This is a genomic window from Rhizomicrobium sp., assembly GCA_037200385.1.
GTDB lineage: Bacteria > Pseudomonadota > Alphaproteobacteria > Micropepsales > Micropepsaceae > Rhizomicrobium.
Genome location: JBBCGL010000001.1, coordinates 625,632 through 649,255, shown reverse-complemented (window position 1 = coordinate 649,255; position 23,624 = coordinate 625,632). Strand labels below are relative to the sequence as shown.

At 67.6% G+C, this 23,624-nt stretch carries 25 protein-coding genes; 16 read left to right on the top strand and 9 right to left on the bottom strand.

What is annotated here, in order from left to right; translation table 11 throughout:
* Positions 1-35 precede the first annotated feature (35 nt).
* Together WDM91_02975 and WDM91_02970 are read left to right on the top strand one after the other, a co-directional pair.
* Entirely contained in the window at positions 36-677 is a 642-nt protein-coding gene (locus WDM91_02975; GenBank protein MEI9993533.1) for a ribonuclease HII, read from the top strand.
* 73 nt (positions 678-750) lie between these two features.
* Entirely contained in the window at positions 751-1,827 is a 1,077-nt protein-coding gene (locus WDM91_02970; GenBank protein ID MEI9993532.1) for a site-specific DNA-methyltransferase, read from the top strand.
* Here the strand turns inward: WDM91_02970 and mutY are convergent.
* Positions 1,807-3,033, bottom strand: coding sequence for an A/G-specific adenine glycosylase (gene mutY / locus WDM91_02965; protein MEI9993531.1), 1,227 nt, complete (start codon positions 3,031-3,033; stop codon positions 1,807-1,809). The genes WDM91_02970 and mutY overlap by 21 nt on opposite strands.
* 9 nt (positions 3,034-3,042) lie before the next feature.
* On the opposite strand from mutY, the gene WDM91_02960 reads away from it, so the two are divergent.
* The 10 genes from WDM91_02960 to WDM91_02915 all read left to right on the top strand — a co-directional run bounded on the left by WDM91_02960 (position 3,043) and on the right by WDM91_02915 (position 10,939).
* Positions 3,043-3,546: a DUF721 domain-containing protein gene (locus WDM91_02960; protein MEI9993530.1), complete on the top strand. Its 504-nt coding sequence runs from the start codon at positions 3,043-3,045 to the stop codon at positions 3,544-3,546.
* A gap of 53 nt (positions 3,547-3,599) precedes the next feature.
* The gene (locus tag WDM91_02955; GenBank protein MEI9993529.1) at positions 3,600-4,265 is read left to right on the top strand and encodes a DsbA family protein; all 666 of its coding nucleotides are present in this window, start codon (positions 3,600-3,602) and stop codon (positions 4,263-4,265) included.
* A 33-nt stretch (positions 4,266-4,298) separates the two neighbouring features.
* Positions 4,299-7,754, top strand: a complete 3,456-nt coding sequence (gene smc / locus WDM91_02950) for a chromosome segregation protein SMC (protein MEI9993528.1) — start codon at positions 4,299-4,301, stop codon at positions 7,752-7,754.
* 32 nt (positions 7,755-7,786) lie between these two features.
* Positions 7,787-8,020, top strand: coding sequence for a DUF433 domain-containing protein (locus WDM91_02945; GenBank protein MEI9993527.1), 234 nt, complete (start codon positions 7,787-7,789; stop codon positions 8,018-8,020).
* A 6-nt stretch (positions 8,021-8,026) separates the two neighbouring features.
* Complete coding sequence (locus WDM91_02940; protein MEI9993526.1) at positions 8,027-8,359, top strand: DUF5615 family PIN-like protein; 333 nt, start codon at positions 8,027-8,029, stop codon at positions 8,357-8,359.
* Between the two features lie 174 nt (positions 8,360-8,533).
* Positions 8,534-8,878: an AtpZ/AtpI family protein gene (locus WDM91_02935; protein ID MEI9993525.1), complete on the top strand. Its 345-nt coding sequence runs from the start codon at positions 8,534-8,536 to the stop codon at positions 8,876-8,878.
* A gap of 8 nt (positions 8,879-8,886) precedes the next feature.
* Positions 8,887-9,642 carry a F0F1 ATP synthase subunit A gene (locus WDM91_02930; protein ID MEI9993524.1) on the top strand — a complete coding sequence of 252 codons (756 nt, stop codon included), beginning with the start codon at positions 8,887-8,889 and terminating at the stop codon, positions 9,640-9,642.
* Between the two features lie 20 nt (positions 9,643-9,662).
* A complete protein-coding gene (locus WDM91_02925) occupies positions 9,663-9,887 on the top strand; it encodes a F0F1 ATP synthase subunit C (GenBank protein ID MEI9993523.1) in 225 nt (74 codons plus the stop codon).
* 5 nt (positions 9,888-9,892) lie between these two features.
* Positions 9,893-10,444 (top strand): hypothetical protein, encoded by a 552-nt coding sequence (locus WDM91_02920; protein MEI9993522.1) that lies wholly within the window; start codon positions 9,893-9,895, stop codon positions 10,442-10,444.
* Between the two features lie 3 nt (positions 10,445-10,447).
* The gene (locus WDM91_02915; GenBank protein ID MEI9993521.1) at positions 10,448-10,939 is read left to right on the top strand and encodes an ATP F0F1 synthase subunit B; all 492 of its coding nucleotides are present in this window, start codon (positions 10,448-10,450) and stop codon (positions 10,937-10,939) included.
* 4 nt (positions 10,940-10,943) lie between these two features.
* Here the strand turns inward: WDM91_02915 and WDM91_02910 are convergent, their stop codons facing one another.
* The 3 genes from WDM91_02910 to aspS form a co-directional block, all read right to left on the bottom strand.
* Positions 10,944-12,050 (bottom strand): radical SAM protein, encoded by a 1,107-nt coding sequence (locus WDM91_02910; GenBank protein MEI9993520.1) that lies wholly within the window; start codon positions 12,048-12,050, stop codon positions 10,944-10,946.
* Between the two features lie 4 nt (positions 12,051-12,054).
* Positions 12,055-12,423 carry a hypothetical protein gene (locus WDM91_02905; protein ID MEI9993519.1) on the bottom strand — a complete coding sequence of 123 codons (369 nt, stop codon included), beginning with the start codon at positions 12,421-12,423 and terminating at the stop codon, positions 12,055-12,057.
* Positions 12,424-12,732: 309 nt separating this feature from the next.
* A complete protein-coding gene (gene aspS / locus WDM91_02900; GenBank protein MEI9993518.1) occupies positions 12,733-14,535 on the bottom strand; it encodes an aspartate--tRNA ligase in 1,803 nt (600 codons plus the stop codon).
* 127 nt (positions 14,536-14,662) lie between these two features.
* On the opposite strand from aspS, the gene WDM91_02895 reads away from it, so the two are divergent.
* Positions 14,663-16,507, top strand: a complete 1,845-nt coding sequence (locus tag WDM91_02895) for an alkaline phosphatase family protein (GenBank protein MEI9993517.1) — start codon at positions 14,663-14,665, stop codon at positions 16,505-16,507.
* A 48-nt stretch (positions 16,508-16,555) separates the two neighbouring features.
* Positions 16,556-17,701: a ribonuclease D gene (gene rnd, locus WDM91_02890; GenBank protein ID MEI9993516.1), complete on the top strand. Its 1,146-nt coding sequence runs from the start codon at positions 16,556-16,558 to the stop codon at positions 17,699-17,701.
* 138 nt (positions 17,702-17,839) lie between these two features.
* Here the strand turns inward: rnd and WDM91_02885 are convergent, their stop codons facing one another.
* From WDM91_02885 to WDM91_02870, 4 genes are all read right to left on the bottom strand, one after another.
* Positions 17,840-19,141: an ectonucleotide pyrophosphatase/phosphodiesterase gene (locus tag WDM91_02885; GenBank protein ID MEI9993515.1), complete on the bottom strand. Its 1,302-nt coding sequence runs from the start codon at positions 19,139-19,141 to the stop codon at positions 17,840-17,842.
* A 75-nt stretch (positions 19,142-19,216) separates the two neighbouring features.
* Positions 19,217-20,362 (bottom strand): thiolase family protein, encoded by a 1,146-nt coding sequence (locus WDM91_02880; protein MEI9993514.1) that lies wholly within the window; start codon positions 20,360-20,362, stop codon positions 19,217-19,219.
* A 13-nt stretch (positions 20,363-20,375) separates the two neighbouring features.
* Positions 20,376-20,810, bottom strand: coding sequence for an OB-fold domain-containing protein (locus WDM91_02875; protein MEI9993513.1), 435 nt, complete (start codon positions 20,808-20,810; stop codon positions 20,376-20,378).
* Between the two features lie 223 nt (positions 20,811-21,033).
* Positions 21,034-21,987 (bottom strand): aldo/keto reductase family protein, encoded by a 954-nt coding sequence (locus tag WDM91_02870; GenBank protein MEI9993512.1) that lies wholly within the window; start codon positions 21,985-21,987, stop codon positions 21,034-21,036.
* Between the two features lie 148 nt (positions 21,988-22,135).
* Here WDM91_02870 and WDM91_02865 point away from each other — a divergent pair, with 148 nt between their 5' ends.
* A complete protein-coding gene (locus WDM91_02865) occupies positions 22,136-22,879 on the top strand; it encodes a TIGR02206 family membrane protein (GenBank protein MEI9993511.1) in 744 nt (247 codons plus the stop codon).
* Positions 22,876-23,148 carry a GNAT family N-acetyltransferase gene (locus WDM91_02860; GenBank protein MEI9993510.1) on the top strand — a complete coding sequence of 91 codons (273 nt, stop codon included), beginning with the start codon at positions 22,876-22,878 and terminating at the stop codon, positions 23,146-23,148. The genes WDM91_02865 and WDM91_02860 overlap by 4 nt, the downstream gene beginning before the upstream one ends.
* On the opposite strand, the gene WDM91_02855 is transcribed toward WDM91_02860, so the two are convergent.
* Positions 23,145-23,615, bottom strand: coding sequence for an NUDIX hydrolase (locus WDM91_02855; protein MEI9993509.1), 471 nt, complete (start codon positions 23,613-23,615; stop codon positions 23,145-23,147). The two genes, WDM91_02860 and WDM91_02855, sit on opposite strands and share 4 nt — an antisense overlap.
* Positions 23,616-23,624 lie beyond the last annotated feature (9 nt).

The window sequence follows — 23,624 nt, the reverse complement described above, 5'->3', positions numbered from 1 at the left end:
CTTTTCGGCCCGAATCGGTTTGCTAAGGTCCGGCCATGCCGCACTACATCTACGAGTCGCGCGTGCTGAAGCGGATCGTCACCGGCCTCGTCGCCGGGGTGGACGAAGCCGGCCGCGGCCCGCTGGCCGGTCCCGTCGTGGCGGCGGCGGTGATCCTCGACCGCAAGAAAGTGCCGAAGGGCCTCAACGATTCCAAGCAGCTCGATGCCGAGACGCGCGAGGCGCTCTACGCCCACATCACCTTCAGCGCGATCGCGGTCGGGGTCGGCGAGGCGACGGTCGACGAGATCGACCTCATCAACATCCGCCAGGCGACGCACCAGGCGATGGCGCGCGCGGTGCGGGCGCTGAGCTTCGCGCCGGCCTTCGCGCTGGTCGACGGCAATGATGCACCCGCGCTGCCCTGCCCCTGCGATACCATCGTCGAGGGCGACGCCAAATCGGTCTCCATCGCCGCCGCCTCGATCATCGCCAAGGTCACCCGCGACCGGATGATGGTCGCGCTGCATGAGGCCCATCCCCATTACGGCTGGCTCAAGAACAAGGGCTACGGCACGCCGGAGCATCTTTCCGCGCTCAATCGCCACGGCCCGTGCCACCACCACCGGCGCAGTTTCGCCCCTGTGCACAACATCTTGTACGGTGGGAATCCTCAGGACTCTACGATAACGCCCTGATTCAATTCGGACTCTTGACGGCGACTCAGGCCCGAATCACTGTGCGTCCTTCTGTGGACAAGCGGTGGGGCACATGGCGCATTTCGAATTGGACCGGGTGATCGAAGGCGACTGCGTGGAGAGCATGCGGGCGCTGCCGGACGGCGTCGCCGACCTCGTCTTCGCCGACCCGCCCTACAACCTCCAGCTCAAGAACGAGCTGCGCCGCCCCGACCAGTCCAAGGTCGACGCCGTCGACGACGCATGGGACCAGTTCTCCAGCTTCGCCGAATACGACCGCTTCACGCGCGCCTGGCTGACCGAGGCCCGCCGGGTGATGAAGGACACCGGCGCGCTGTGGGTGATCGGCTCCTACCACAACATCTTCCGGGTCGGCGCGATCCTGCAGGACCTGGGCTTCTGGATCCTCAACGACGTGGTGTGGCGCAAGACCAACCCGATGCCGAATTTCCGCGGCCGCCGCTTCACCAACGCGCATGAGACGCTGATCTGGGCGACCAAGAACCCGAAGCAGCAATACACCTTCAACTACGAAGCGATGAAGGCGCTGAACGACGAGCTGCAGATGCGCTCGGACTGGAACCTGCCGATCTGCGCCGGGCATGAGCGCATCAAGGGCGCCGACGGCAGCAAGGCGCATTCGACCCAGAAGCCCGAGTCGCTGCTGCATCGGGTGATCGTGTCGTCGACCAAGCCCGGCGACGTCGTGCTCGACCCGTTCTTCGGCTCCGGCACCACGGGCGCCGTCGCCAAGCGGCTCGGCCGCCATTTCATCGGCCTGGAGCGCGACAAGACCTACGCGAAAGTCGCGCGCGATCGCATCGCCGCCGTCACAAGGGCGCCGGACGACGCCATCGAGGTCACGCGCTCCAAGCGCTCCGAGCCACGCATCCCGTTCGGCTGGGTGGTCGAGCGCGGCCTGCTGCCGCCCGGCACCGTGCTGCAAGGCACGCAGAAGCGTCACAAGGCCAAGGTCCGCGCCGACGGCACGCTGGTCACCGCCGACGCCACCGGCTCGATCCACCAGATGGGTGCGCATGTGCAGGGCCTCGACGCCTGCAATGGCTGGACGTTCTGGCAGTACGAGGCGGGCGGCAAGCTGATCCCGATCGACTATCTGCGCCAGCAGCTACGCGCGACGGTATCCTGAGGCGAAGAGCGGGCCGTCATCCGGGAAGGCATGCGCGACGATCTTCTTCATGACCGTCGGCAGTGCGACAGTCGCGAGATCTGCGACCCAAACACCGCTGTCATCCCCGGCCGAGCAATGCGGAGCATTGCGAGGGGAAGGGGACCCAGGCGTCAAAGACCGCTCAGATTTGGTGGCCTGGGTCCCCTTCCCTCGCCGCGCTGACGCGCGGCTCGCCGGGGATGACAGCGGAGAACCAGCGATCTCCGCCACATACACTTCGATCTCCAGTTCGAAATGCGTGAAGCCGTGCGTCACGATGCCGGTGCGTTTTCTCCACTCGGCGTCGAACGGCGCCTGGCTCCGCGCCTCTGCCGTCGTGGGAAAGTCCTCGCCCCACGGCCCCAGCGGGGGCTGCATCATGTTGCCGAGCAGGCCCTTCTCCGGCCGCTTGACCAGCAGCACCGCGCCCTGTGCATCGCGCGCCACGAACGCCGCACCGCGCTTCAGCGGCCGCACCATCTTCGCGGCCTTGACCGGCAGTGCCTCCTGAATGCCGCGCCGCCGCGCCTCGCAGCCTTGTGCCCACGGGCAGCGCTCGCAGGACGGCCGCTTGGGCGAACAGATCGCCGAGCCCAGATCCATCAGCGCCTGGGCGAAATCCCCCGCCCGCGTCGCCGGCACCAGCGCCTGCAACGCCATCCGCATCGCGGGTTTCGATTTCGGCAAGGGCTCGTCGATCGCGAACACCCGCGCGATGACGCGCTCGGCATTGGCATCCATCGCGGCATGCGGCAGGTCGAAAGCGATCGCCGCGATCGCGCCCGCCGTATAATCGCCAACGCCGGGCAGCGCGCGCAGGCCGTCATAGGTCTGCGGAAAGCGCCCCGCCATCTCGCCCGCCACGACTTTCGCCGCGGCGTGCAGGTTGCGCGCCCGGGCATAATAGCCGAGCCCCGCCCAGGCGGTCAGGACGTCGTCCTGCGACGCCGCCGCCAGTGCCGTCACCGTCGGCCAGGCCTTGAGGAACTTGACGTAATACGCGCCGACCGCCTGCACCGTGGTCTGCTGCAGCATGATCTCGCTGAGCCACACATGATAGGGATCCGCCTTGCGCCCGGCCGGGGCGCGCCAAGGCAGCGTGCGGCGATGGCGGTCGTACCAGGCGAGCAATTGCTGTGCGTCGACGTGCTTTGTCTTTTGCTTCTTCGTGGTCGTGGCGGGCATACTGCCACCATGGCGCAACCGCCGAGCAACAGACAACAGGGTGACGCCGATGCGCCGCCGCAGCGCCGCGGCCGCGCCGGCGAAGTCGGCGGCGACGCGACGCTCGCGGCGCGCAGCATCTTCGCGCGCCACGGCTTCACAGATCCGACTTTGGTGCTGCGCTGGACCGAGATCGCCGGGCCGGAGACCGCGCGTCTCGCCCGTCCCATCAAGCTGAGCGAAGGCCCCGCCGGCGGCATCCTCACCCTCAAGGCGGAGCCCGCCGCCGCGCTCTTCCTGCAGCATGACAGCCGCGCGCTGTGCGCCCGGATCAACGCCTATCTCGGCCGCGTCGCGGTCGCCAAGCTGCGCTTCGTCCAAGGCCCCCTGGCGATGAAGTTGCCGCCGCCGCCCAAGCGCCCCACGCCGGCCGAGCCGCCCGCCAGCGATCCCGCCCGCCGCTGGGCCGGCCCGCCCCGATTGGGCGAGGCCCTGCTCAATCTGGCCCGCCGGCGCGGTTCCACGCCCGATTGAACCCAAGCCCCGCCTCTGCCAAAAGCAAGGCGCTTCAGACGCGGAGACTTCCAGTGAGTCGCAATCAGCTTCTTCTCGGCATTCTTGTCGTCGCCCTCGTGATTCTGGGCGGCGCGGCCTGGTACGTCATGAACAGCCCGACCGCCGACATCTCGCCGACCGCCAGCGCGCCCGGCGCCAACGCCCTGGCCGCGGACGAGCGCACGCTGGGCAATCCCAAGGCCCCCATCGTCGCCATCGAATATGCCGCACCGATGTGCCCGCACTGCGCGCGCTTCAACGAAGAGGGCATTCCCGAGCTGAAAGCCCGCTATATCGACACCGGCAAGGTGTTTTACATCTTCCGCGTCTTCCCGATCGGCCAGCAGGACATCGCGGCCGAGTCGCTCGCCCGCTGTTTGCCTGCGGATAACTATTTCGCATTCATTGACCAGCTCTACCGGAATCAGAAGAACTGGGACCCGGAGTACGGAATCACCGACCCCGAGGCCGGACTCGTGGCCCAGGCCCGTATCGCGGGCATGAGCGGCGACCAGGCCGAAGCGTGCATGAAGGACAAGGACAAGAATGCCCGGGTCATGGCCGTCGCACAGGAGGCCCAGACGCGGTTCGGTATCAGCGGCACGCCGACCTTCGTCATCAACGGCGAAGTTCAGACTCCCGGCGCGCCCTGGGCGGACGTGAAGGCGAAGTTGGATTCACTGCTGGCGAAGAAGTAGCGCCAGCCATCAGCGTAGGACGGCGCATCCCAGTTGAAGTTCACCAGGCTCAGGCTTTCCGGTTTCAAGTCCTTCGTCGAGCCGACCGAGCTCTTCATCGAACCCGGCCTGACCTCTGTGGTCGGGCCCAATGGCTGCGGCAAGTCGAACCTGTTCGACGCGCTGCGCTGGGTGATGGGCGAGACGCGCCCCTCGTCGCTGCGCGGCGGCGAGATGGACGACGTGATCTTCGCCGGCTCCGGCGGCCGTCCGGCCCGCAACATGGCCGAGGTCACGCTGTTCGTCGACAACACCGAACGCAACGCCACCGGCGCGTGGAATGAGTACGACACGATCGAAGTGAGCCGCCGCATCGAGCGCGAAGCGGGCTCGGTCTATCGCATCAACGGCCGCGACGTGCGCCAGAAGGACGTGCAGCTGTTCTTCGCCGACGCGTCGTCGGGCGCGAGCTCCACCGCCTTCGTGCGCCAGGGCCAGATCGGCCTGCTGATCAGCCAGAAGCCGCTGGCGCGCCGCGCCATCCTCGAAGAAGCCGCCGGCATCTCCGGCCTGCATCAGCGCCGCCACGAAGCGGAGCTGCGGCTGCGCGCCGCCGAGGCCAATATGAGCCGGCTCGAGGATGTGATCCACGAAGTCGAAGGCCAGCTCGCCAGCCTCAAGCGCCAGGCGCGGCAGGCCTCGCGCTACCGCAACCTCTCCGGCCACATCCGCAAAGCCGAGGCGCTGGCGCACCACCTGCGCTGGACCGCCGCCGAACTCCGGCTGCGCGCGGCGGAGGAAGAGCTCGCCGCGGCCCTCGCCGCGGTCGAAAGCTGCACCGCGCTGGCTGCCGAGGCCTCGACCGTGCAGGCCAATGCCGCCAGCGAAGTGCCGCCGCTGCGCGAGGCCGAAGCCGCCCGCAACGCCGCGCTGCATCGTCTGACTGTTGCGCGCGAGCAACTCGATGCCGAGGAGGCCCGCGCCCGCGAGACCGCGCAGCGCCTGCGCCAGCGCATCGGCCAGACCGAGCAGGACATCGCGCGCGATCGCGCCCTCGACAACGACGCCCAGGCCGCGCTCGCCACGCTGGGCGAAGAGGCCGAGGGTCTCGAGGCCGCCATCGCGCGCTCGACCGACGAGCTGGCCGAAGCCGACGCGCTCGCCGCGAGCCTCAACGAAGCCCGCGCCGAAGCCGAACGCACGCTAGAGCGTCTCACCGCCGAGCTCGCCGATTGGAACGCGCGCAAGACCAGCGCCGAGCGCTCGCGCCAGCTCGCCGCCGCCCTTGCCGAGACCAGCGCCGCGCAGCTCGATCAGGCGCAAGCCCGCCTCAACACCGCGATGGAAGCCGCCGCCCAGGCGCCCGACGTGCGCGAGGCCGAAGAGGCCGCCGAACGCGCCCGCGCGCTCACCGAAACCGCTCGCACGGCCGCAGCGGCCGCGCGTGACGCACTGTCCGAAGCACAGCGCCAGGAATCCGAGACGCGCACACCGCTCGAAGCGGCGGAGCGCGAATGGCAGCGTCTCTCCGCCGAGGCCAAGGCGCTCGGCGACCTGCTGCGTCCCGACGGCCACGATCTCTTCCCGCCGCTGGTCGATGCGATCACGGTGCAGCCCGGCTACGAAGCCGCGCTCGCCGCCGCGCTGGGCGACGATCTCGAAGCGCCGCTCGACGAAGCCTCGCCGCATCACTGGCGCGATCTCGGCGCCTTCGACGAAAGCGCACCGCTGCCCGAAGGCGCCCGCCCCCTCGCCGATTTCGTCCAGGCGCCCGCCGCCCTCGCGCGCCGCCTCTCCATGACCGGCATCGTCTTCCCCGACCAGGGCAAGCTGCTGCAGCCGTCGCTGAAGCCCGGCCAGCGCCTGGTCTCGCCGCGCGGCGATCTGTGGCGTTGGGACGGCTATTCCGCCTCCGCCGACGCGCCCTCGCCCGCCGCGATCCGCCTGTCGCAGAAGAACCGCCTCGCCGCGCTCGACAGCGAGATCGAGACCGCCAAGGCCCAGCGCGCCGAGGTCTTCGCGACCTGGACCGCCGCCAAGGATGCCGCCCTCGCCGCCCGCGAATCCGAACGCGCCGCCGAGACCGAGCAGCGCAACACCAGCCAGGCCCTGATCGCCGCGCAGGATTTCGCGACCAAGGCGGCCCGTGCCGCCGCCGAACGCGCCTCGCAGCTCGCTTCGCTCGAGGCCGAGATCCGCCGCCTGGCGCTGAGCGTCGATGCCGCCAACGAGTCGCGCCGCGGCGCCGAAGCCGAGCTCGAACAGCTCGGCGACGGCGTGGCCCTCACCAATGACGGCGCCACCGCCCGCGCCCGCACCGCCGAGGCGCGCACCGCCTATTCCGAAGCGCGCGCCACGCTCGACGGCCTCAAGCGCGAAGGCGAGGCCCGCGCCCGCCGCCTCGTCGCCATCGCCGACGAGCGCACCCGCTGGGAAGAGCGCCGCGCCGCCGCCACCGCGCATATCGAAGAGCTGGAAGGCCGCCACGAAGCCTTGAGCGTCGAGCTTGCCGCCGCCGAGGCGGTGCCCGAACAGATCGCGCAGAAGCGCGGCGCGCTGCTTGATGCCATCGCCGAAGCCGACACCGCGCGCCAGCAGGCCGCCGATGCGCGCGCGACGGCGGAGACCCTGCTCGCCGACGCCGACAAGACGGCCAAGGCCGCCGATGCGGCGCTCAGTGCCGCGCGCGAGGAACGCGCCCGCACCCAGGCGCTGCTGGAAGCGGCGACCGGGCGGATCACCGAGCTGCGCGACCGCATCCGCGACGAGCTCGAAGCGACGCCGGAAGACCTGCCCGAGCGTGCCGAGATCAAGGAGGGCGAAGAGCTGCCGCCCATCGAGCAGGCCGACAAGCGTGTCGAGAAGCTCAAGCAGGAGCGCGAGCAGCTCGGCGGCGTGAACCTGCGCGCCGAGGAAGAAGCGGCCGAGCACGAGGCGCGCCTGCTGACCCTCACCACCGACCGCGACGACCTGGTCGGCGCGATCGAGCGGCTGCGCCGCGGCATCACCAGCCTCAACAAGGAAGGCCGCGAGCGCCTGCTCGCCTCCTTCGAGAAGGTGAACGCCAATTTCCAGACCCTGTTCGGCAAGCTGTTCGAAGGCGGCGAAGCCAAGCTCACGCTGACCGAGTCGGAAGACCCGCTGGAAGCCGGCCTCGAGATCTTCGCCCGCCCGCCGGGCAAGCGGCTGCAATCCCTCGCCCTGCTCTCGGGCGGCGAGCAGGCGCTGACCGCGATGGCGCTGATCTTCGCCGTGTTCCTTGTGAACCCGGCGCCGGTCTGCGTGCTGGACGAGGTCGACGCGCCGCTCGACGACGCCAATGTCGAGCGCTTCTGCAACCTGCTCGACGAGATGACCCGCCTCACCGACACGCGCTTCCTGGTGATCACCCACCACGCGCTGACCATGAGCCGCATGCACCGCCTGTTCGGCGTCACAATGGCCGAGCGGGGCGTCAGCCAGCTGGTCTCGGTGACGCTGGCGGAAGCCGAGAAGGTCGCCGCGGAGTAGTCCGGACGCCTAAAATGCGGTAGAATGACCGTATGGCGGAAGACCTTCTGAAGCGCATCACCATCCGCGCCGACCAGTGCCACGGTCACCCGTGCATTCGCGGCATGCGCATGCGTGTGGTCGACATCTTACAGATGCTCGCCGGCGGGATGACCGCGGAAGAGATTCTTGTCGATTTCGATTTTCTCGAAGCGGACGACATCCGGGCGGCCATCACATACGCCGCAGCGGTGCTTGATCATCCGATCATCAAAGCCGCCGAATAATCGGCAATGGGCGCCGCATTCATCTGCGACGTCCACATTCCGCCGCAACTGGCCAAGCTGCTGCGAGCAAAAGGGCACAATGCCGTCCACGCCATCGATCTGAATTTCGGGACGGCATCCGACCCTGAGATTTGCCGCTATGCGATCGAAAACAGCGCCATCATCATCACAAAGGATCAGGATTTCATCGAACTTCACGCCTCATTGCCTGGGCCGCGCATCGTCCTGGTGCGATTGGGCAATTGCGCAAACAGTCTTCTGCTGCGCCGGTTTGAAGAATCGCTCGCCGAGATTTTGGCGCATTTCGAAACCGGGATTCGTCTGGTCGAATTGTCCTGAGCAGATACTTGCGCGCATATCGCCGCGCCTCGAAATCGCCCTTTGGAACCAACCGTTTAATGCGTTTCTTGCGTTATTGACACCTTCCGGACCCAACCCTATGTTCCGCCCGCCTTCGGGGAGCCGCGAAGGCCGGTTTCGCGCGGAATTTCGGCACAGAACGGGAGTTTGGGCGTGGCCGCTCAGGACCCAGGAAAGCTGCGCGAGTTGGGCAAGCGGCTCGATGAAGCCCAGGCGAAGCATGCGACGGGCGCCACGCGCCCGCCGCCGACGCAGATGGGCATCGCCTTCCGTTTCGCGACGGAGCTCGTGGCGGCGCTGCTGGTGGGCGGCGCACTGGGATGGGGCATCGACTGGACGTTCGGGCATTTCGGTGTCCACACCAAGCCGGTCTTCCTCATCGTGCTGGTCGTGCTGGGCGCGGCGGCGGGAATCCGCGGCGTGCTGCGCGCCGCAAACGAGATCAATGCCGACATCGCGGGTTCCGCGCCGTCGGCGAAGGACGGCGAGGAGCGTTGACCGTGGCCATGAACCCCATGGAGCAGTTCGAGGTGAAGCCGCTGCTGGAGCATCCGCTCTTCAGCATCGCCGGCCATCCGATCTTCTTCACCAACCAGGCGCTGTTCATGATCGTCGTCGTGCTGGCCGCGTCGGCGTTCCTCACGCTCGCGATGTCGAAGGGCGCGCTGGTGCCGTCGCGCGCGCAATCGATGGCGGAGATGTCCTACGAGTTCGTCGCCAACATGATCAACACGGCGACCGGCGAAGACGGGCTGAAATTCTTCCCCTTCGTCTTCACCCTCTTCATCTTCGTGCTGTTCAGCAACTTCTTCGGGATGATCCCGTTCACCTTCACCGTCACCAGCCAGATCGCGGTCACCCTGACCCTCGCCTCGCTGGTGATCCTGATGGTCGTGGTGACCGGCTTCGCCCGTCACGGCCTCGGCTTCCTCAAGCTGTTCGTGCCCAAGGCGCCCTTCGCGCTCCTCCTCCTGCTGGTGCCGATCGAGGTGATCTCCTTCCTCACCCGCCCCATCAGCCTCTCGGTGCGTCTGTTCGCCAACATGCTGGCCGGCCACACCCTGCTCGCGGTGTTCGCGGGCTTCGTGATCCTGCTGGGCGGCGCCGGCGGCGCGCTCTCGCTGCTCTCCATCGCGCCGATGGCGCTGATCGTGGCCATCATGCTGCTCGAGCTGCTTGTCGCGTTCCTGCAGGCCTATGTGTTCGCGATCCTCACCTGCATCTATCTGAACGAAGCTCTCCACCTCCACGACCATCACTAGACACCAGAAGGGATACCATCATGAGCGTTCAAGCAGCACAGATGATCGGCGCGGGCCTGGCCTGCATCGCGCTCGTCGGCGCCGGCATCGGCATCGGCAACGTGTTCGGCAGCTACCTCTCGGGCGCGCTGCGCAATCCGGGCGCCGCCGCGACCCAGACCACGAACCTGCTGCTCGGCTTCGCGCTGTGCGAGGCGACCGGCCTGTTCGGTCTCGTGATCGCGCTCATCATCCTCTTCAAGTAAGCCCGATGGCCGCCGCCGACAGCACGACCGCCACGACGCAGCACGCGCCGGGCGCGAAGGAGACGGGGGGCTTTCCCCCGTTCGACACCTCGACGTTCCCGAGCCAGATCTTCTGGCTCGTGATCACCTTCGCGTTCCTGTTCGTCGTGCTGTGGCGCGTGGCCGGGCCGCGCATCGCCGGCGTCATCACCACGCGGCGCGGCCAGATCAACCGCGACCTCGCCGAGGCGCAGAAGCACCGCGGCGATGCCGAGGCGGCGTCCGTGGCCTACCAGACCGCGCTCGCCGGCGCCCGGGCCCGCGCCCTCTCGCTGGCGGACAGCAACCGCAAGACGATCGGCGGCGAGATCGACCGCGAGAAGGCGGCGGCGGACGCCAAGGCCCAGGGCGAGATCGCCCAGGCCGAAGCCCGCATCGCCGCCTCGCGCGGCGCCGCGCGGGTTCAGGTCGTCAAGGCGGCCGAGGAGGCGGCGATCCAGATCGTCGTCCACCTCACCGGCGAGACCGTCCCGGCCGACGAAGCCGCCGCCGCCGTGCGCGCCGCAACCGGAGCCTGACCGATGGACATCCTCAAAGAACCGGAGCTGTGGGTCGCCGTCGGCTTCGTGCTGGTGATCGCCCTGCTGCTCTATGTCCGCGTGCCCAAGATGGTCGCCGGCCAGCTCGACAGCCGCGCCGCCGGCATCAAGGCCGAGCTCGACGAAGCCCGCCGCCTGCGGGAAGAAGCGCAGGCGATGCTCGCCGGCTTCCAGGCCCGCGCCGCCAGCGCCGAGCGTGAGGCCGAGGCCATCGTGACCGAGGCCCGCGCCGAGGCCGACCGCTTCGCCGCCGACGCCCGCGCCGCGCTGAGCCTGCAGATCGAGCGCCGCGCCGCCCAGGCGCAGAGCAAGATCGCCCAGGCCGAAGCCGCCGCGCTCGCCGAGATCCGCACCCTGGCGGCCGACGCCGCCGCCGCCGCCGCGGAGAAGCTGATCGCCGCGCGGATGGACGAGCAACGCCAAGCCGCATTCGTCGAATCGAGCCTGCGGGAAATCCGTACCAATCTCGGTTGAGCGCTCAGTGCGGTGCGACAGCCGGTTGGCTGTCCAGAATGCCTTCCGGAATGTATCCCTCGTCGTAGAACTTCTGGCAGAGCGCATAAGGCGCGAGGAAGTCGTCGTGCTCGCGGAACGCCGACAACCGGCAGGCCCCACCGCAAAACGTGTTGAACGGACAGCGTCCGCAAATTCCCTCGATCTTGCGCGTGTCGAGCGCGCGCGTGTGGCGAAAGAGCGGCGACATGCTCCAGATGTCGCGGAACCGCGTCTGCTTGACGTTGCCGGCGACGAGATCCGGCTCGTCGCTCGCCACGCCGCAGATCGTGACATCGCCATTCGATAGCACGCCGCAGAAGTTCACCGCCCAGCCGCAGGCCGCACCGCGGGCGGGAATGATCTCATCGAGATACTGCAGCAGCGGCGGAAGGTTGATGAACACCTTCACGCCGAGCTTGCGCATCGTGTGGCAGTATTCGCGCAGCTCGAAAATCTGCTCCGCCGACAATTCCTTGGCGGCCATCGTTTCGCCGCGGCCATTGGGATGCAGCAGCGAGAACCGCATATTGCTGTCGAAATCCCGCGAAATCTTCGTCAATTGCGGGACGTCCGCCAGATTGGCCTTGAAGATCGTCGCGTTCATATCGAAGTCGACGCCGGCCGCGCGCAGATGCGCGAGCCCGCTCAGCGTGCGGTCGTAGGCGCCTTGCTGGTCGCGCAACCGATCGTGGATTTCGCGCCCGCCGTCGATGGAGATGGACAGCGTCACATGCTTGAGCCCGGAAAGAAATTGCGCGACCGATTCCGTGATCAACGTACCGTTGGTCGCCAGGGATATTTCCATGCCCTGCATATCGAAAATTCTGGCCACATCCCGCCAGTCGGTGCGCGCCATGGGCTCACCGCCCGACAGGATGACCCGTCGCGCCCCCAGTTCGGCCGCATCGGCGGCGATCTGCTCGACAATATCGAGCGGCAGGTTCTCCGTCTTGCCGCGGATCGCCTTGTCGTAGCAAAAGGCGCAGCCGAGATTGCAAGTCTTGGTCGCATTGAAATGTATGGTGTCCAGCTTCGGCGGCGGCGAACCGTCGTCGATCAGCGCACCCTTGCCCTGCCAAGGTTGTGGCATATGCCTAACCCAGCTTGACGGCGGATATGAGTTTTGCGGCAATCTCGTCCACGACGGCATCGCTGAGCGTCGCCGGATCGGATATCCGCGCGAGGGGCGATGCGGCGGCGCCTGCGCCGCAAGCCACGCACCAATCCTGCTCCAGCCGCGCCCGATCTGAGAGCTGGTTGATGAAATCCTTGAGAACGGCCGGTTCGGTGAGTTGCTTTCCAAGCGAGGCGACGATCTCGCCCGGGTAATCCAGCTTGGAAGACGCCGCGCCGGCGCCGCAGGCAACGCACCATTCGTTCTCCGCACCCGGCTTCTGCAGCGTGGCAAGAACCTCGCGAATGGCCTGCCGATCAACCTGCAGGTCCAATTTCCGTGTTGTCATTGGAGCATCCCCTGTCTCGAAGGCGATGCAACTATAAGTCTAATGTTACGTCGTGGCAATATTGGCGACTTCTATTCTGCAGAAATATTCTGAATACTTAAGGCTGTACTGTATAATGCTTGTAATCCGCAATTCGAATACAGGACACGCGCATCGCGAAGATGAGCGAAAGCCCGTCCGGCCGGTGCATCTCCGTTGCCAAGCCGAACTTTCCGGGCGGACGCGGGGAAGGGCCGGCGCGGCGCTCGCCCCGTCCGTCTCGGCGTCGCGTGGCGCCTCCCCCCGTAACCGCGGGAGGAAACAGGGGCGTCACACCTTTTCGGGCTGCACCACGCGGATATGCAGTTCGCGCAGCTGCTTGGGCAGCACCTCGGTCGGCGCGTTCATCAGCAGGTCCTGGCCCTGCTGGTTCATCGGGAACATCGTGACCTCGCGGATGTTCTCCTCGCCGGCGAGCAGCATCACGACGCGCTCCAGCCCCACCGCGCAGCCGCCATGCGGCGGCGCCCCGTGGCGGAAGGCGTTCAGCATGCCGCCGAACTTGGCTTCCGTGAAGTCGCGGCCATGGCCGGCGATCTCGAACGCCTTGAGCATCACCTCCGGATCGCGGTTGCGCACCGCGCCCGACAGCATCTCGTAGCCGTTGCACACGATGTCGTACTGGAAGACCTTGATCCCGAGAATGGTCTCGCGGTCGCGCTCGGCGTCGAGCTGCATGAAGGCCGGGGTCTCGAACTGCGGCAGCGAGAACGGGTTGTGCCCGAAATCGACGCGCTTCTCGTCCTCGTTCCACTCATACATCGGCATGTCGACGATCCAGCAGAACTTGAAGACGCCTTCCTCGATCAGCTTGAGCTCGGTGCCGATGCGGGTGCGCGCCAAGCCGGCCAGCTTGGCGGCGCGCTCGGTCTTGGCGTCGGCCGAGAAGAACAGTGCGTCGCCCGCCTTGATCCCGGCGCGCGCGACCAGCTCCGCCAGCGCCGCCTCGGGAATGAATTTCGCGATCGGCCCCTTGCCGGTCAGCCGGTCGCCATCCGCCTCGAACTGGACATAGCCCAGTCCCGCCGCGCCTTCGCTCCGCGCCCACTCGTTCAGCTTGTCGAAGAAGGAGCGCGGCTGGCTCGCGGCGCCGGGCGCCGGGATGGCGCGCACCGTCTTGCTCTTGAACGCCTTGAACGCCACGTCGTCGCGCCCGAACACGTCCGACACGTCGCAGATCCGGATCGGGTTGCGCAGGTCCGGCTTGTCCGTCCCGTAGAGCAGCGCCGCGTCCTCATAGGTGATGTGCGGCACCTCGGCATGGACCTTCCGCCCGTCCGCGAATTCGCCGAAGGTGTCGAGCAGCACCGGCTGGATCGCGTCGAACACGTCCTGCTGGGTGACGAAGCTCATCTCCATATCGAGCTGGTAGAACTCGCCCGGCGAGCGGTCGGCGCGGCCGTCCTCGTCGCGGAAGCAGGGCGCGATCTGGAAATAGCGGTCGAAGCCCGCCACCATGATGAGCTGCTTGAACTGCTGCGGCGCCTGCGGCAGCGCGTAGAAATGCCCGGGATAGCGCCGGCTCGGCACCAGGAAGTCGCGCGCCCCTTCCGGAGAGCTGGCGGTGAGGATCGGCGTCTGGAATTCGGTGAAGCCCTGCCCGATCATCCGCGTGCGGAGCGACTGGATGATCTTGCTGCGCAGCACGATGTTCTTGTGCAGCCGTTCGCGCCGCAGGTCGAGGAAGCGGTATTTGAGCCGCGTCTCCTCGGGATATTCGAGGTCGCCGAACACCGGCAGCGGCAGTTCGGGCGCGGTCGCCTGCACCGTCACCGTCTCGATGCGGATCTCGATCTCGCCGGTCGGCAGGTCCTTGTTGACGACCTCGGCGAAGCGCGCGACGACCTTGCCGGTCAGCGTCAGCACCCATTCCGAGCGCGCCTTGTCGCATTCCGCGAACGCCGCCTCGCCCGGCTCGATCACGCATTGCGTGATGCCGTAATGGTCGCGCAGGTCGATGAACAGCAGCCCGCCATGGTCGCGCCGCCGGTTGACCCAGCCCGAGAGCCGGACGGTCTGCCCGACATCGTCCTTGCGAAGCTGGCCGCAAGTGTGGGTGCGATAGGCATGCATGGCGAGAAACCTTTGAAAACGCTGGTGTTTGACGGGTATCGCGGGCCCGGTCAAGGGCCGCGCGGGCATAATGCAACTGTCGCAAATAAGGGCTTTAAGCTACCGCAGCCACAGGGGAATCCCGTCCATGCTTCTGCCGCGTCTGCGTGCCCTCGCCCTCCTCGCCGCCGCTTTCGCCCTTGCCGCGGGCGCACAGGCCCAGCCGGCGCCGGCCAGGCCGCCGCGCAACGTCCTGATCTTCATCGCCGACGGCCTGCGCTATGACAGCGTGACGCCGCAGACCGCGCCGACGCTGTACCGCATCCGCAAGCAGGGCGTGGACTTCGCCAACAGCCATTCGATCTATCCGACCGTCACCACCGCCAATGCCTCGGCGATCGCGACCGGCCACTATCTCGGCGACACCGGCGATTACGGCAACACGCTGTTCACAGACTTCCCGGTTCCCTGCCGGCTCGGTGCCGTCGTCACCTTCCTCGAGGACGACTGCATCCTGCGCGACGTGAAGGGTCATTTCGGCAGCGGCTATATGGGCCAGGCGACGCTGGTCGGCACGGCGCGCGCCGCCGGCTTCAACACCGCGATCTTCGGCAAGCGCGGTCCGGCCGCGCTCCAGGACCTCGCCTCGCTGGACAGCGCCGGCGCGAAGGTCGACGACAAGAACGGGTTGTTCGTCGACGACGCCACCAACCGCGAGCTCAATGCCGACGGCACGCCGACCCGGAGCACGATGCTCAAGGGCGGCCTCGGCGCCGACGTCTTCGCCTTCACCGGCGAGGGTGCGCCGGCCCTGACCGCGGCGCCCAACCTGGTGCAGCAGGCCTATCTCGTCACCGCCGCGACGCAGGCCGTGATCCCCAATCTCAAGCTCTCCGGCAAGCCCTTCGTGCTGGTGTTCTGGTCGCGCGATCCCGACGCCACCCAGCACAGCGCGATCGACAGCGAAGGCCGCCTCGTTCCCGGCATCAACAGCCCCAATGCACGCGCCGCCATCGCCAATGCCGACAACAACCTCAAGGCGATCCTCGACGCGCTCGAAGCCCAGGGCCTGCTGGCGAACACCGACGTCTTCGTCACCGCCGACCACGGCTTCTCGACCATCGCCAAGGGCATCCCGGACGCGCAGGGCGGCACCCCGCCCGCGTCGCTGCCCCAGGGCTTCCTCGCCTTCGACGTCGCCGAGGCGCTGGGCGGCCAGAAGCTGTTCGATCCCGACCGCGCCAATGCGGAGATCCTCCGCGAAGACGGCGACCGTCCCGTGCAGGGCAACGCGCTGATCGGCCCCGCGCCCGACGCGCCGCAGGCCATTGTCGCGAGCAATGGCGGCACCGATTTCGTCTACACGCCGGCCGGTGCGCCGGTTGCGAAGGCGGTCTACGCCAGCCTGGTCGCCAAGCCTTATGTCGGCGCGCTGTTCGTCAACGACACGCTGCTGGCGGCGGATCCGGCCGCCTTCGCGGGCGCCTTGCCGATGAGCAAGATCAACCTGATCGGCGCCGCGACCGTGCCGCAGCCCGCCATCGTGATCGGCTTCCGCTCCTTCCTCGCCAAGGGCTGCAAGCAGGCCAGCCCCCTGCTCTGCGCCGCCGAGATCGCCGATACCTCGCTTCACACCGGCCAGGGCATGCACGGCACCTTCAGCCGGGCTGACACCCGCAACTTCATGGCCGCCATGGGGCCGGACTTCAAAAAGGGCTTCGTCGACCCCAGCCCGGTCAGCAATGCCGATATCGCCCCGACCCTGGCCCATATCCTGGGCCTGACGCTGGCCGGTCCCGGCAGCCTGCCCGGACGGCCGGCGACTGAGGCCCTGGGGGGCGGCAAGCCGGTCGCCTTCACGGCCGGCAGGCTCCAGGCTCCGGCCGCGGCGGGCGGCCTGCGGACGGTCCTCGAATACCAGGACGCTGCCGGCGTCCGCTATTTCGACGCCGCCGGCATCCCGGGCCGGACGGTGGGTCTGAAAGCCAAATAGCCGCGAGCGTCCCGGAGGAGAATCCGCTATCACGGTCCCATGCGGATCGTGGACAACACTGAGGATTTGAAGGGGCTGGTGGCCGACCTGGCCGGCGCGCCCTATCTTGCGCTCGACACCGAGTTCATGCGCGACCAGACCTATTGGCCCAAGCTCTGCCTGATCCAGGTGGCGGCACCGGGCTTCGAGGCGATCATCGATCCCCTGGCCGACGGCATCGACCTCACGCCCTTCTACGACCTGCTCAAGACGCCCGGCATCGTGAAGGTGCTGCACGCGGCGCGGCAGGACATCGAGATATTCCACCACCAGGGCGGCATGATCCCCGACCCGCTGTTCGACAGCCAGATCGCCGCGATGGTCGCGGGCTTCGGCGACGCCGCCTCCTACGAAACGCTGTGCCGCAAGATCGCGCGCGTCGAGATCGACAAGTCGTCGCGCTTCACCGACTGGTCGCGCCGGCCCCTGAGCCAGAAGCAGCTCGACTACGCGATCGGCGACGTCACGCATCTGCGCACGATCTACGAATACCTGAAGAAGAATCTCGAGAAGACCAACCGCGCGAGCTGGGTGCAGGAGGAGATCTCCGCGCTGCAGGATCCCGACCTCTATGCCCTGCATCCCGAAGGTGCGTGGAAGCGGCTCAAGCCGCGCACCAGCAACAAGCGCTTCCTCGCGATGATCGCCGCGCTGGCCGCGTGGCGCGAGCGCGAGGCGCAGGCGCGCGACATCCCGCGCGGCCGCGTCCTCAAGGACGAAGCGCTGATGGAGATCGCCGCCCATCCGCCCGAGAGCGCCGATGCGCTGGAGCGCATCCGCGCCGTGCCCAAGGGCTTTGCCAATTCGCGGCTCGGCAAGACGCTGATGGACGCGATCGAGGAAGGCCGCCACGCCACGCCGCCCGAGCCCCTGGAGCACGACCGCCCGCGCCGCCGCCGCGAGCCCAGCCAGGCGGCGGTCGACCTGCTCAAGACGCTGCTGCGGCTGCGCGCCGAAGCGGTGGGCGTCGCGCCGCGCCTGATCGCCAATGCCGACGATATCGAGCGCCTGGCGGCCGAGGAAGACGAAGGCGTCCCCGCCCTGCACGGCTGGCGCGCCCAGGTCTTCGGCAACGACGCGCTGCTCCTGCGAAAAGGCGATCTCGCGATAGCCCTGGAAAACGGCGAAGCGGTGGTGGTGGAGCTGGAGGACTAGGTTGGGGCCTCGATTGCATTGCAAGAAAGGCTGTCATGGGCGGGGTTGACCCGCCCATGGCGCAAGGGATCAAGGCTCCGCTTGAGTACAAATCCTGGCGCTGCCCCTTCCTCCCGGTGTCATGCGGAGGGCATTCTTCTAAGGCGCGCGCACGGCGGCGATCGGATGCCCGTCCAGCGGCCGGCCCGGCGCCAGGCCGAGCAGCGTCATCACCGTCGGATGCACGTCGATCTGGTCCAGCCGCTTGACCTCGCCCGGCGTCACGCCGGCGCCCCAGGCATAGAAGATGCCGTGCATCTGCACGATATGCGGATCATAGCCATGCGTCGCCTTCAGCGGCACGGTGATCGGCTTGAAGGACAGCGGCCAGAACCAGTTCACCCCAAGCCATTTCGTCCAGGCGGGAAACAGCTCCGGTCCCGCCATCCAATAGGGCGGATGGGTGACGAGCAGCAGGTCGCCGGCCCGCGGTCCGCTCCCCAGATGCGCATAGGCGGGATAGTGCCCCTTGCGATAGACGGCGAAGAGATCGGGATAGGCCTTCAGCGCCGTCTCGACCCGATCGACGCTCTCGCCCTTGTCGACATAGATATAGGCGCTGGCGCCGTCCGTCGCCTGGTCGGCTTTGATGTGATTCTCGGCGAGGATGCGGCCCAGATTGATCAGCGGCCCGACATCCATCATCCCGTGATCGGTGCCGACCACCAGCGTCGCCTCGCGGTTCGGCGGCAGCGCCTTGATCGCGGCCATCAGACGCCCCGTGATCGCATCGGCGCGCCGCACCGCGGCCTGCGTCTCCGCGCCCGTCACGCCGTATTGGTGCGCGACGCTGTCGGGAATGGAGAAATAGAGGGCGATCAGGCGCGGATGCTTGGGGCCATTGTCCTTCAGCAGCTTGAGGGCGCGCTCGATGATGGTCTCGTCGCTCTCGTGCTGCTTCCACGGCACTTCGGGATTGATGTAGGTGGCGCGCGCCCCGGTCTTGCTCGACCAGCGGCTGACGAAGTTGAACGCCGCGCTCCGCACGCCCTGGCGCTCCGCCGCCTCCCAGATCGTCTCGCAGCCGGTGCGCCATTTCGCGTCGCCCGCGTCACCGCCCTCCGCGCCGAAGCGGCCGAGCTTGGGATCGACGAAGATGTTCGACAGGATCCCGTGATGCTCCGGCCAGCAGCCGGTCAGGAAGGTCGTGTGGTTGATCAGCGAGATGGTCGGGAAGGCCGGCACCAGATGGCGCGACCAGGCGCCCTCGCGCTTCAGCCGGTCGAAGGCCGGCGTGCCGTGCGTCGCGTCGAGCTCCGCCGGCGCGAAGCCGTCGAACATCACGACCACGACGGTGCGCTCGGGCTTCGGTCCCGAAGCGCCCGCGACGGTAGCGGCCGTCGCGAATGCGGTAGTGGCCGCGCATAGCAGCACGGCAAAAGCCACCAGGAAACGCTTCACGACCAGCCCCCCAAGGCGAAACGCAGCGGGACATTACGCCCGCCGCGCGCCGGAGTCTTGCAGGGCAGCTATGCGTTACGCTTTTTCCAGGATGTGCACCGCACAAGCGCTGCCGGCGCCGACCACATGGGTCAGGCCGATTCGCGCGCCGTCGACCTGGCGGTTGCCCGCTTCGCCCCGCAGATGCGTGGTGATCTCGTAGATGTTCGCGATTCCCGTCGCGCCCAGCGGATGGCCCTTGGAGAGCAGCCCGCCCGAGACGTTCACCGGAATCCTGCCGCCGAGGCTGGTGGCGCCCGTGTCGATGAGCTGGCCGGCCTCGCCGTCCTTGCACAGGCCGAGATTCTCGTAATGCACCAGCTCGGCCGTGGCGAAGCAGTCGTGCAGCTCGATCAGGTCGACCTCGTCCGGCCCCAGCCCCGCCATCTCATAAGCCGTCTTGGCCGCCAGGCGCGTCACCGCATTGAAATCCATCATCGCGATGTTGCGCGGCGTGTAGGGATCGGAGGTCAGCGCCGAGGCCCGCACCTTCACCGCGCGTCCCATCAGGCCCAGCTCCTTCGCCTTCTTCTCCGAGCACAGCACCGCCGCGGCCGAGCCGTCGACGTTTACCGAGCACATCAGCTTGGTGTTGGGATAGGAGATCATCTCCGCGCCCATCACCTCCTCCAGCGGTGTTTCCTTCTGGTACATCGCCTTCGGATTGAGCGTCGAGTGGTGGTGGTTCTTCACCGACACCTTGGCGAACTGCTCGAAGGTCGTGCCGTATTGGCGGGTGTGCTCGAGGCCGACATGCGCGAAGACCGAGGGCATGGTGCCGGAGCCCAGCAGGCCCTCGGTCGGGATGCCCTTCGAACCGCCGCCGCCGCCCAGCAGGCCGCTGCCCATCTGCTCCGAGCCGACGCACAGCACGATGTCGTAGACGCCGGCCTTGATCGCCATCCAGCCTTCGCGGAACGCGGTGGCACCGGTGGCGCAGGCGTTCGCGACGTTCACCACCGGCACGCCGGTCTGGCCGATCTCGCGCAGGATGCGCTGGCCGACGCCGCCCGAGGCCTCGAACAGGTTGCCGCTATAGACCGCCTGGCAGTCCTGGATGGTGAGGCCGCAATCGTCCAGCGCCATCAGCGCCGCCTGGGCGCCCAGCTCGGGCACGCTGCGTTCGGGAAAGCGCCCGAACTTGATCATGTCGGTACCGACGACGTAGACGTCGTTGCTCATGGCTGTGCCTCCTTCAGGCGCGCGGTTCGAAGAAATAGGCGAGATAGGAATTGCCGTCCTTGTCCTTCTGCGGCACCGGACGGATCACGATGTTCACCGGCAGGTCGAATCTGATCTTCGCCGGATCGGGCTCCACGCCGAGCAGGTTGCCCTTCAGCGTGCCGCCGCCATCGACATCCACGATGGCCGAGATGAACGGCACGGGCACGCCCGGGAAATTGCGATACACGACGGTGAAATTATAGAGCGTGCCGGTGCTGCCCAGCTTGACATGCGCCATGCCCGCGCGCGCGCCGCACTTGCCGCAGGTCAGCCGCGTGCCGGCGACGACTTCGCCGCACTTGCCGCACTTCGATCCGGCGAGATAGGGCGCCGCGCCATCCTTCGGCACGACGAGAAACGGCACCGCGCCCTTGGTGGTGGGCTCTGGCTTCAAGGCGGCTGACATATAGAGCGTGCTCCCGTTGTTTGGCGGGGAGCAAATCGCGCCGCGCGACGGAACGCAACCGTGACGTTGGGGAAAGGGGTGCTGTTCCCGTTCCCTTGCTGTCATGGCCCGCAAAGCCGGGCCATCCAGTTGGTGCGCCATGACTGTCGAATGTTCTGAGGGGGCACCTGGATGGCCCGCTGTTACGGGCCATGACAAGTGAGGGGTTAAGCCCGTCAGCATCTCACCCTGTGCGCGGCAGCGCCTCCGCGATGATGCTTTCCGCCTTCGCGAACAGCGCCGGATCGACCTCGGCGCCGCTCGCCGCGGCGTTCTCGTCGAGCTGCTCGGGACGGCTCGCGCCGACGATCGCCGACGCCACATTGGGCTCGCGCAGCACCCAGGCGAGCGCGAACTGGCCGAGCGTCAGCCCCGCCTCCTGCGCCAGCGGCTTCAGTTTCTGCACCGCCTCCAGCACCGGCTTCTCCATCCAGCGCGCGATCGCGCTGCTCATCTCGCTGGAGGTCGCGCGGGTGCCGGCCGGCGGCGGCGAGTTGGGATCGTACTTCCCGGTCAGCACGCCCTGCGCCAGCGGCGACCACACGATCTGCGAGATCCCGTTGGCGGCGCTCAGCGGGATCACCTTCGCCTCGGGCCGCCGGTAGAGCAGCGAATATTGCGGCTGGCTGGAGACGAAATGCTCGACGCCCGTCATCGCGACGGCGGCCTGGATCTGCTGCGGCGACCATTCGGAGAAGCCGAGCCAGCGCACCTTGCCGCTCTTCACCGCGCCGGTCAGCGCCGTCATCGTCTCCTCCAGCGGCGTGTTGGGATCGTAGCGGTGGCACTGGTAGAGGTCGACGAAATCGACCCGCAGCCGCTTCAGCGAATCGTCGAGCTGCTTCTCGATCTGGGCCCGCGACAGGCCCTGATTGCCGCCGCCCATGTCGCCGAACACCTTGGTTGCCAGGATGTAGGACGCCCGCTTGCGCCCCGCCAGCGCCTCGCCCAGCACGGTCTCCGCCGCGCCGCGGCCATAGACGTTCGCCGTGTCGATGAAGTTGATGCCGAGCTCGAAGGCGCGGTTCACGCAGGCGATGGCGCCGTCTTTCTCCACGCCGACGCCATAAGTCAGCCACGATCCGAGGGAAATCTCCGAGACGTCGAGATCGCTGGCGCCGAGCTTGCGGTATTTCATGGGGCAGTCCTTTCGGTTTTGCTGGCCCGACAATCGGATAGACTCCGCACAAAAGATAGGGGAGCGGACGCATGGTTTTCGACGGACAGCGGAGCGGCTCCTCCTCCCCCGTGACAACGGGGGGAGGAGCCGCTCGCGGCAAAGTGACATGATGCACCCCGCGCCTTTCGCCCTTTTCGGCCGCTCGCACCTCGTCGCGCTGGTGCTGCCCTTCGTCGCGCCGCTCCTGGCCGCCTGGCTCGTCCGGCCGCGGAAACATCCGCAGGCGGACAAAATCCTGCGCTGGACGCTCGGTGCCGCGATGACCGTCAACTGGGTCGGCTGGATGCTGCTGCTGCACGGCAAGGGCTGGCTCGGGGTCGACAACGCATTCCCGCTCAACCTGTGCGACTGGGCGACGGTCGCCACGGTCTATACCCTGTTCCGCCCGAACCAGCGGACCTATGAGCTTGCCTATTTCTGGGCCCTGGCGGGAACGCTGCAGGGCATGCTGACGCCCGACGTCCAGCTCGACTTCCCCGACATCCAGTTCCTGCTGTTCTTCGTCTTCCATGGCGGCATCATCGCCTCGGTGCTCTACCTGACCTTCGGCCTCGGGATGCGGCCCTACCCCGCCTCGCTGCCGCGCGCGATCGGCTGGACCTTCGTCTATGCCGGCACCGCCGGCCTGTTCGACTGGGCGACGGGCGCCAATTACGGGATGCTGCGGCGCAAGCCGCCCTTCCCCACCATCCTCGACCTCATGCCGCCCTGGCCCTGGTATGTCGGGGTGCTGATCGCGATGGGGCTCGCCTCGACCTTGGTCTATTATGCGCCGTTCTTCGTCCTCGACCGGATTCGCGGCCGCCGCGATCCGCAACCCGTAGAGGGTCCGGCCGTTTCCACGCCATGAGCACCGTCAAAGACAACCGCGACTATCGCCGCTTCGAGCTCGAAGAGAACGGGCAGACCGCCTTCGCGAACTATCATCGCAGCGGCCTGCACGTCGTCATCCCGCATGTCGAGGCGCCGCCGGCGCTGCGCGGCACCGGCGCGGCATCCCGCCTGATGAACGGGATCGTGACGCGGGCCCGCGCCGAAGGCTTCAAGATCACCCCGACTTGTTCCTACGCCTTCGCCTGGTTCCGGCGTCACAAGGACGCGCAGGACGTGCTGGACTAATGAGTCTTGGGCGCCAGGCGCGCACCGAACTTGATGATCAGCCGTTTCAGCCCAGGCTCCATGACGGCCTTGGCCGCCTCGGTCGCCGGCAGCCAGCGCGCCTCGCGCGCCTCCTTCTCCGCCCAGGTCTTGCGCTGCCGCGTCACCTTGAGCGGGAAGACGTCGACCCGGCAAGGAACACTGAGGCCGCTGCGCAACTCCTTCAGATAGGAGAAGCTGCCCAGCGCGTCCGTGTCGACCTCGCCGCTGATCCCCGCCTCTTCCAGCGCCTCGCGCGCCGCCGTGGCGGCCGGTGTCAAACCCTCGATCGGCCAGCCCTTGGGCACGATCCAGCGCCGCGTGCGCCGCGTCGTGATCAACAGGATCTCGACACCCGCCTCGGTCACGCGATAGGGCAGCGCCGCATATTGCGTGCCCGTCGCCTTCTTTGCCGCCGCAAGGCGCGGCGCCGTCGCGCTCGCTCTCATGCCCGAAGT

Coding starts and splice junctions, on each gene's coding strand:
- WDM91_02920 (MEI9993522.1), top strand. CDS start 9,893: ATGGCCGCCGCCGACAGCACGACCGCCACGACGCAGCACGCGCCGGGC.
- WDM91_02895 (MEI9993517.1), top strand. CDS start 14,663: ATGCTTCTGCCGCGTCTGCGTGCCCTCGCCCTCCTCGCCGCCGCTTTC.
- mutY (MEI9993531.1), bottom strand. CDS start 3,033: ATGCCCGCCACGACCACGAAGAAGCAAAAGACAAAGCACGTCGACGCA.
- WDM91_02855 (MEI9993509.1), bottom strand. CDS start 23,615: ATGAGAGCGAGCGCGACGGCGCCGCGCCTTGCGGCGGCAAAGAAGGCG.
- WDM91_02940 (MEI9993526.1), top strand. CDS start 8,027: ATGGGCGCCGCATTCATCTGCGACGTCCACATTCCGCCGCAACTGGCC.
- WDM91_02945 (MEI9993527.1), top strand. CDS start 7,787: ATGGCGGAAGACCTTCTGAAGCGCATCACCATCCGCGCCGACCAGTGC.
- WDM91_02930 (MEI9993524.1), top strand. CDS start 8,887: ATGAACCCCATGGAGCAGTTCGAGGTGAAGCCGCTGCTGGAGCATCCG.
- WDM91_02960 (MEI9993530.1), top strand. CDS start 3,043: ATGGCGCAACCGCCGAGCAACAGACAACAGGGTGACGCCGATGCGCCG.
- WDM91_02910 (MEI9993520.1), bottom strand. CDS start 12,050: ATGCCACAACCTTGGCAGGGCAAGGGTGCGCTGATCGACGACGGTTCG.
- WDM91_02880 (MEI9993514.1), bottom strand. CDS start 20,362: ATGAGCAACGACGTCTACGTCGTCGGTACCGACATGATCAAGTTCGGG.
- WDM91_02975 (MEI9993533.1), top strand. CDS start 36: ATGCCGCACTACATCTACGAGTCGCGCGTGCTGAAGCGGATCGTCACC.
- WDM91_02860 (MEI9993510.1), top strand. CDS start 22,876: ATGAGCACCGTCAAAGACAACCGCGACTATCGCCGCTTCGAGCTCGAA.
- WDM91_02865 (MEI9993511.1), top strand. CDS start 22,136: ATGATGCACCCCGCGCCTTTCGCCCTTTTCGGCCGCTCGCACCTCGTC.
- WDM91_02905 (MEI9993519.1), bottom strand. CDS start 12,423: ATGACAACACGGAAATTGGACCTGCAGGTTGATCGGCAGGCCATTCGC.
- WDM91_02925 (MEI9993523.1), top strand. CDS start 9,663: ATGAGCGTTCAAGCAGCACAGATGATCGGCGCGGGCCTGGCCTGCATC.
- aspS (MEI9993518.1), bottom strand. CDS start 14,535: ATGCATGCCTATCGCACCCACACTTGCGGCCAGCTTCGCAAGGACGAT.
- WDM91_02970 (MEI9993532.1), top strand. CDS start 751: ATGGCGCATTTCGAATTGGACCGGGTGATCGAAGGCGACTGCGTGGAG.
- WDM91_02870 (MEI9993512.1), bottom strand. CDS start 21,987: ATGAAATACCGCAAGCTCGGCGCCAGCGATCTCGACGTCTCGGAGATT.
- WDM91_02915 (MEI9993521.1), top strand. CDS start 10,448: ATGGACATCCTCAAAGAACCGGAGCTGTGGGTCGCCGTCGGCTTCGTG.
- WDM91_02875 (MEI9993513.1), bottom strand. CDS start 20,810: ATGTCAGCCGCCTTGAAGCCAGAGCCCACCACCAAGGGCGCGGTGCCG.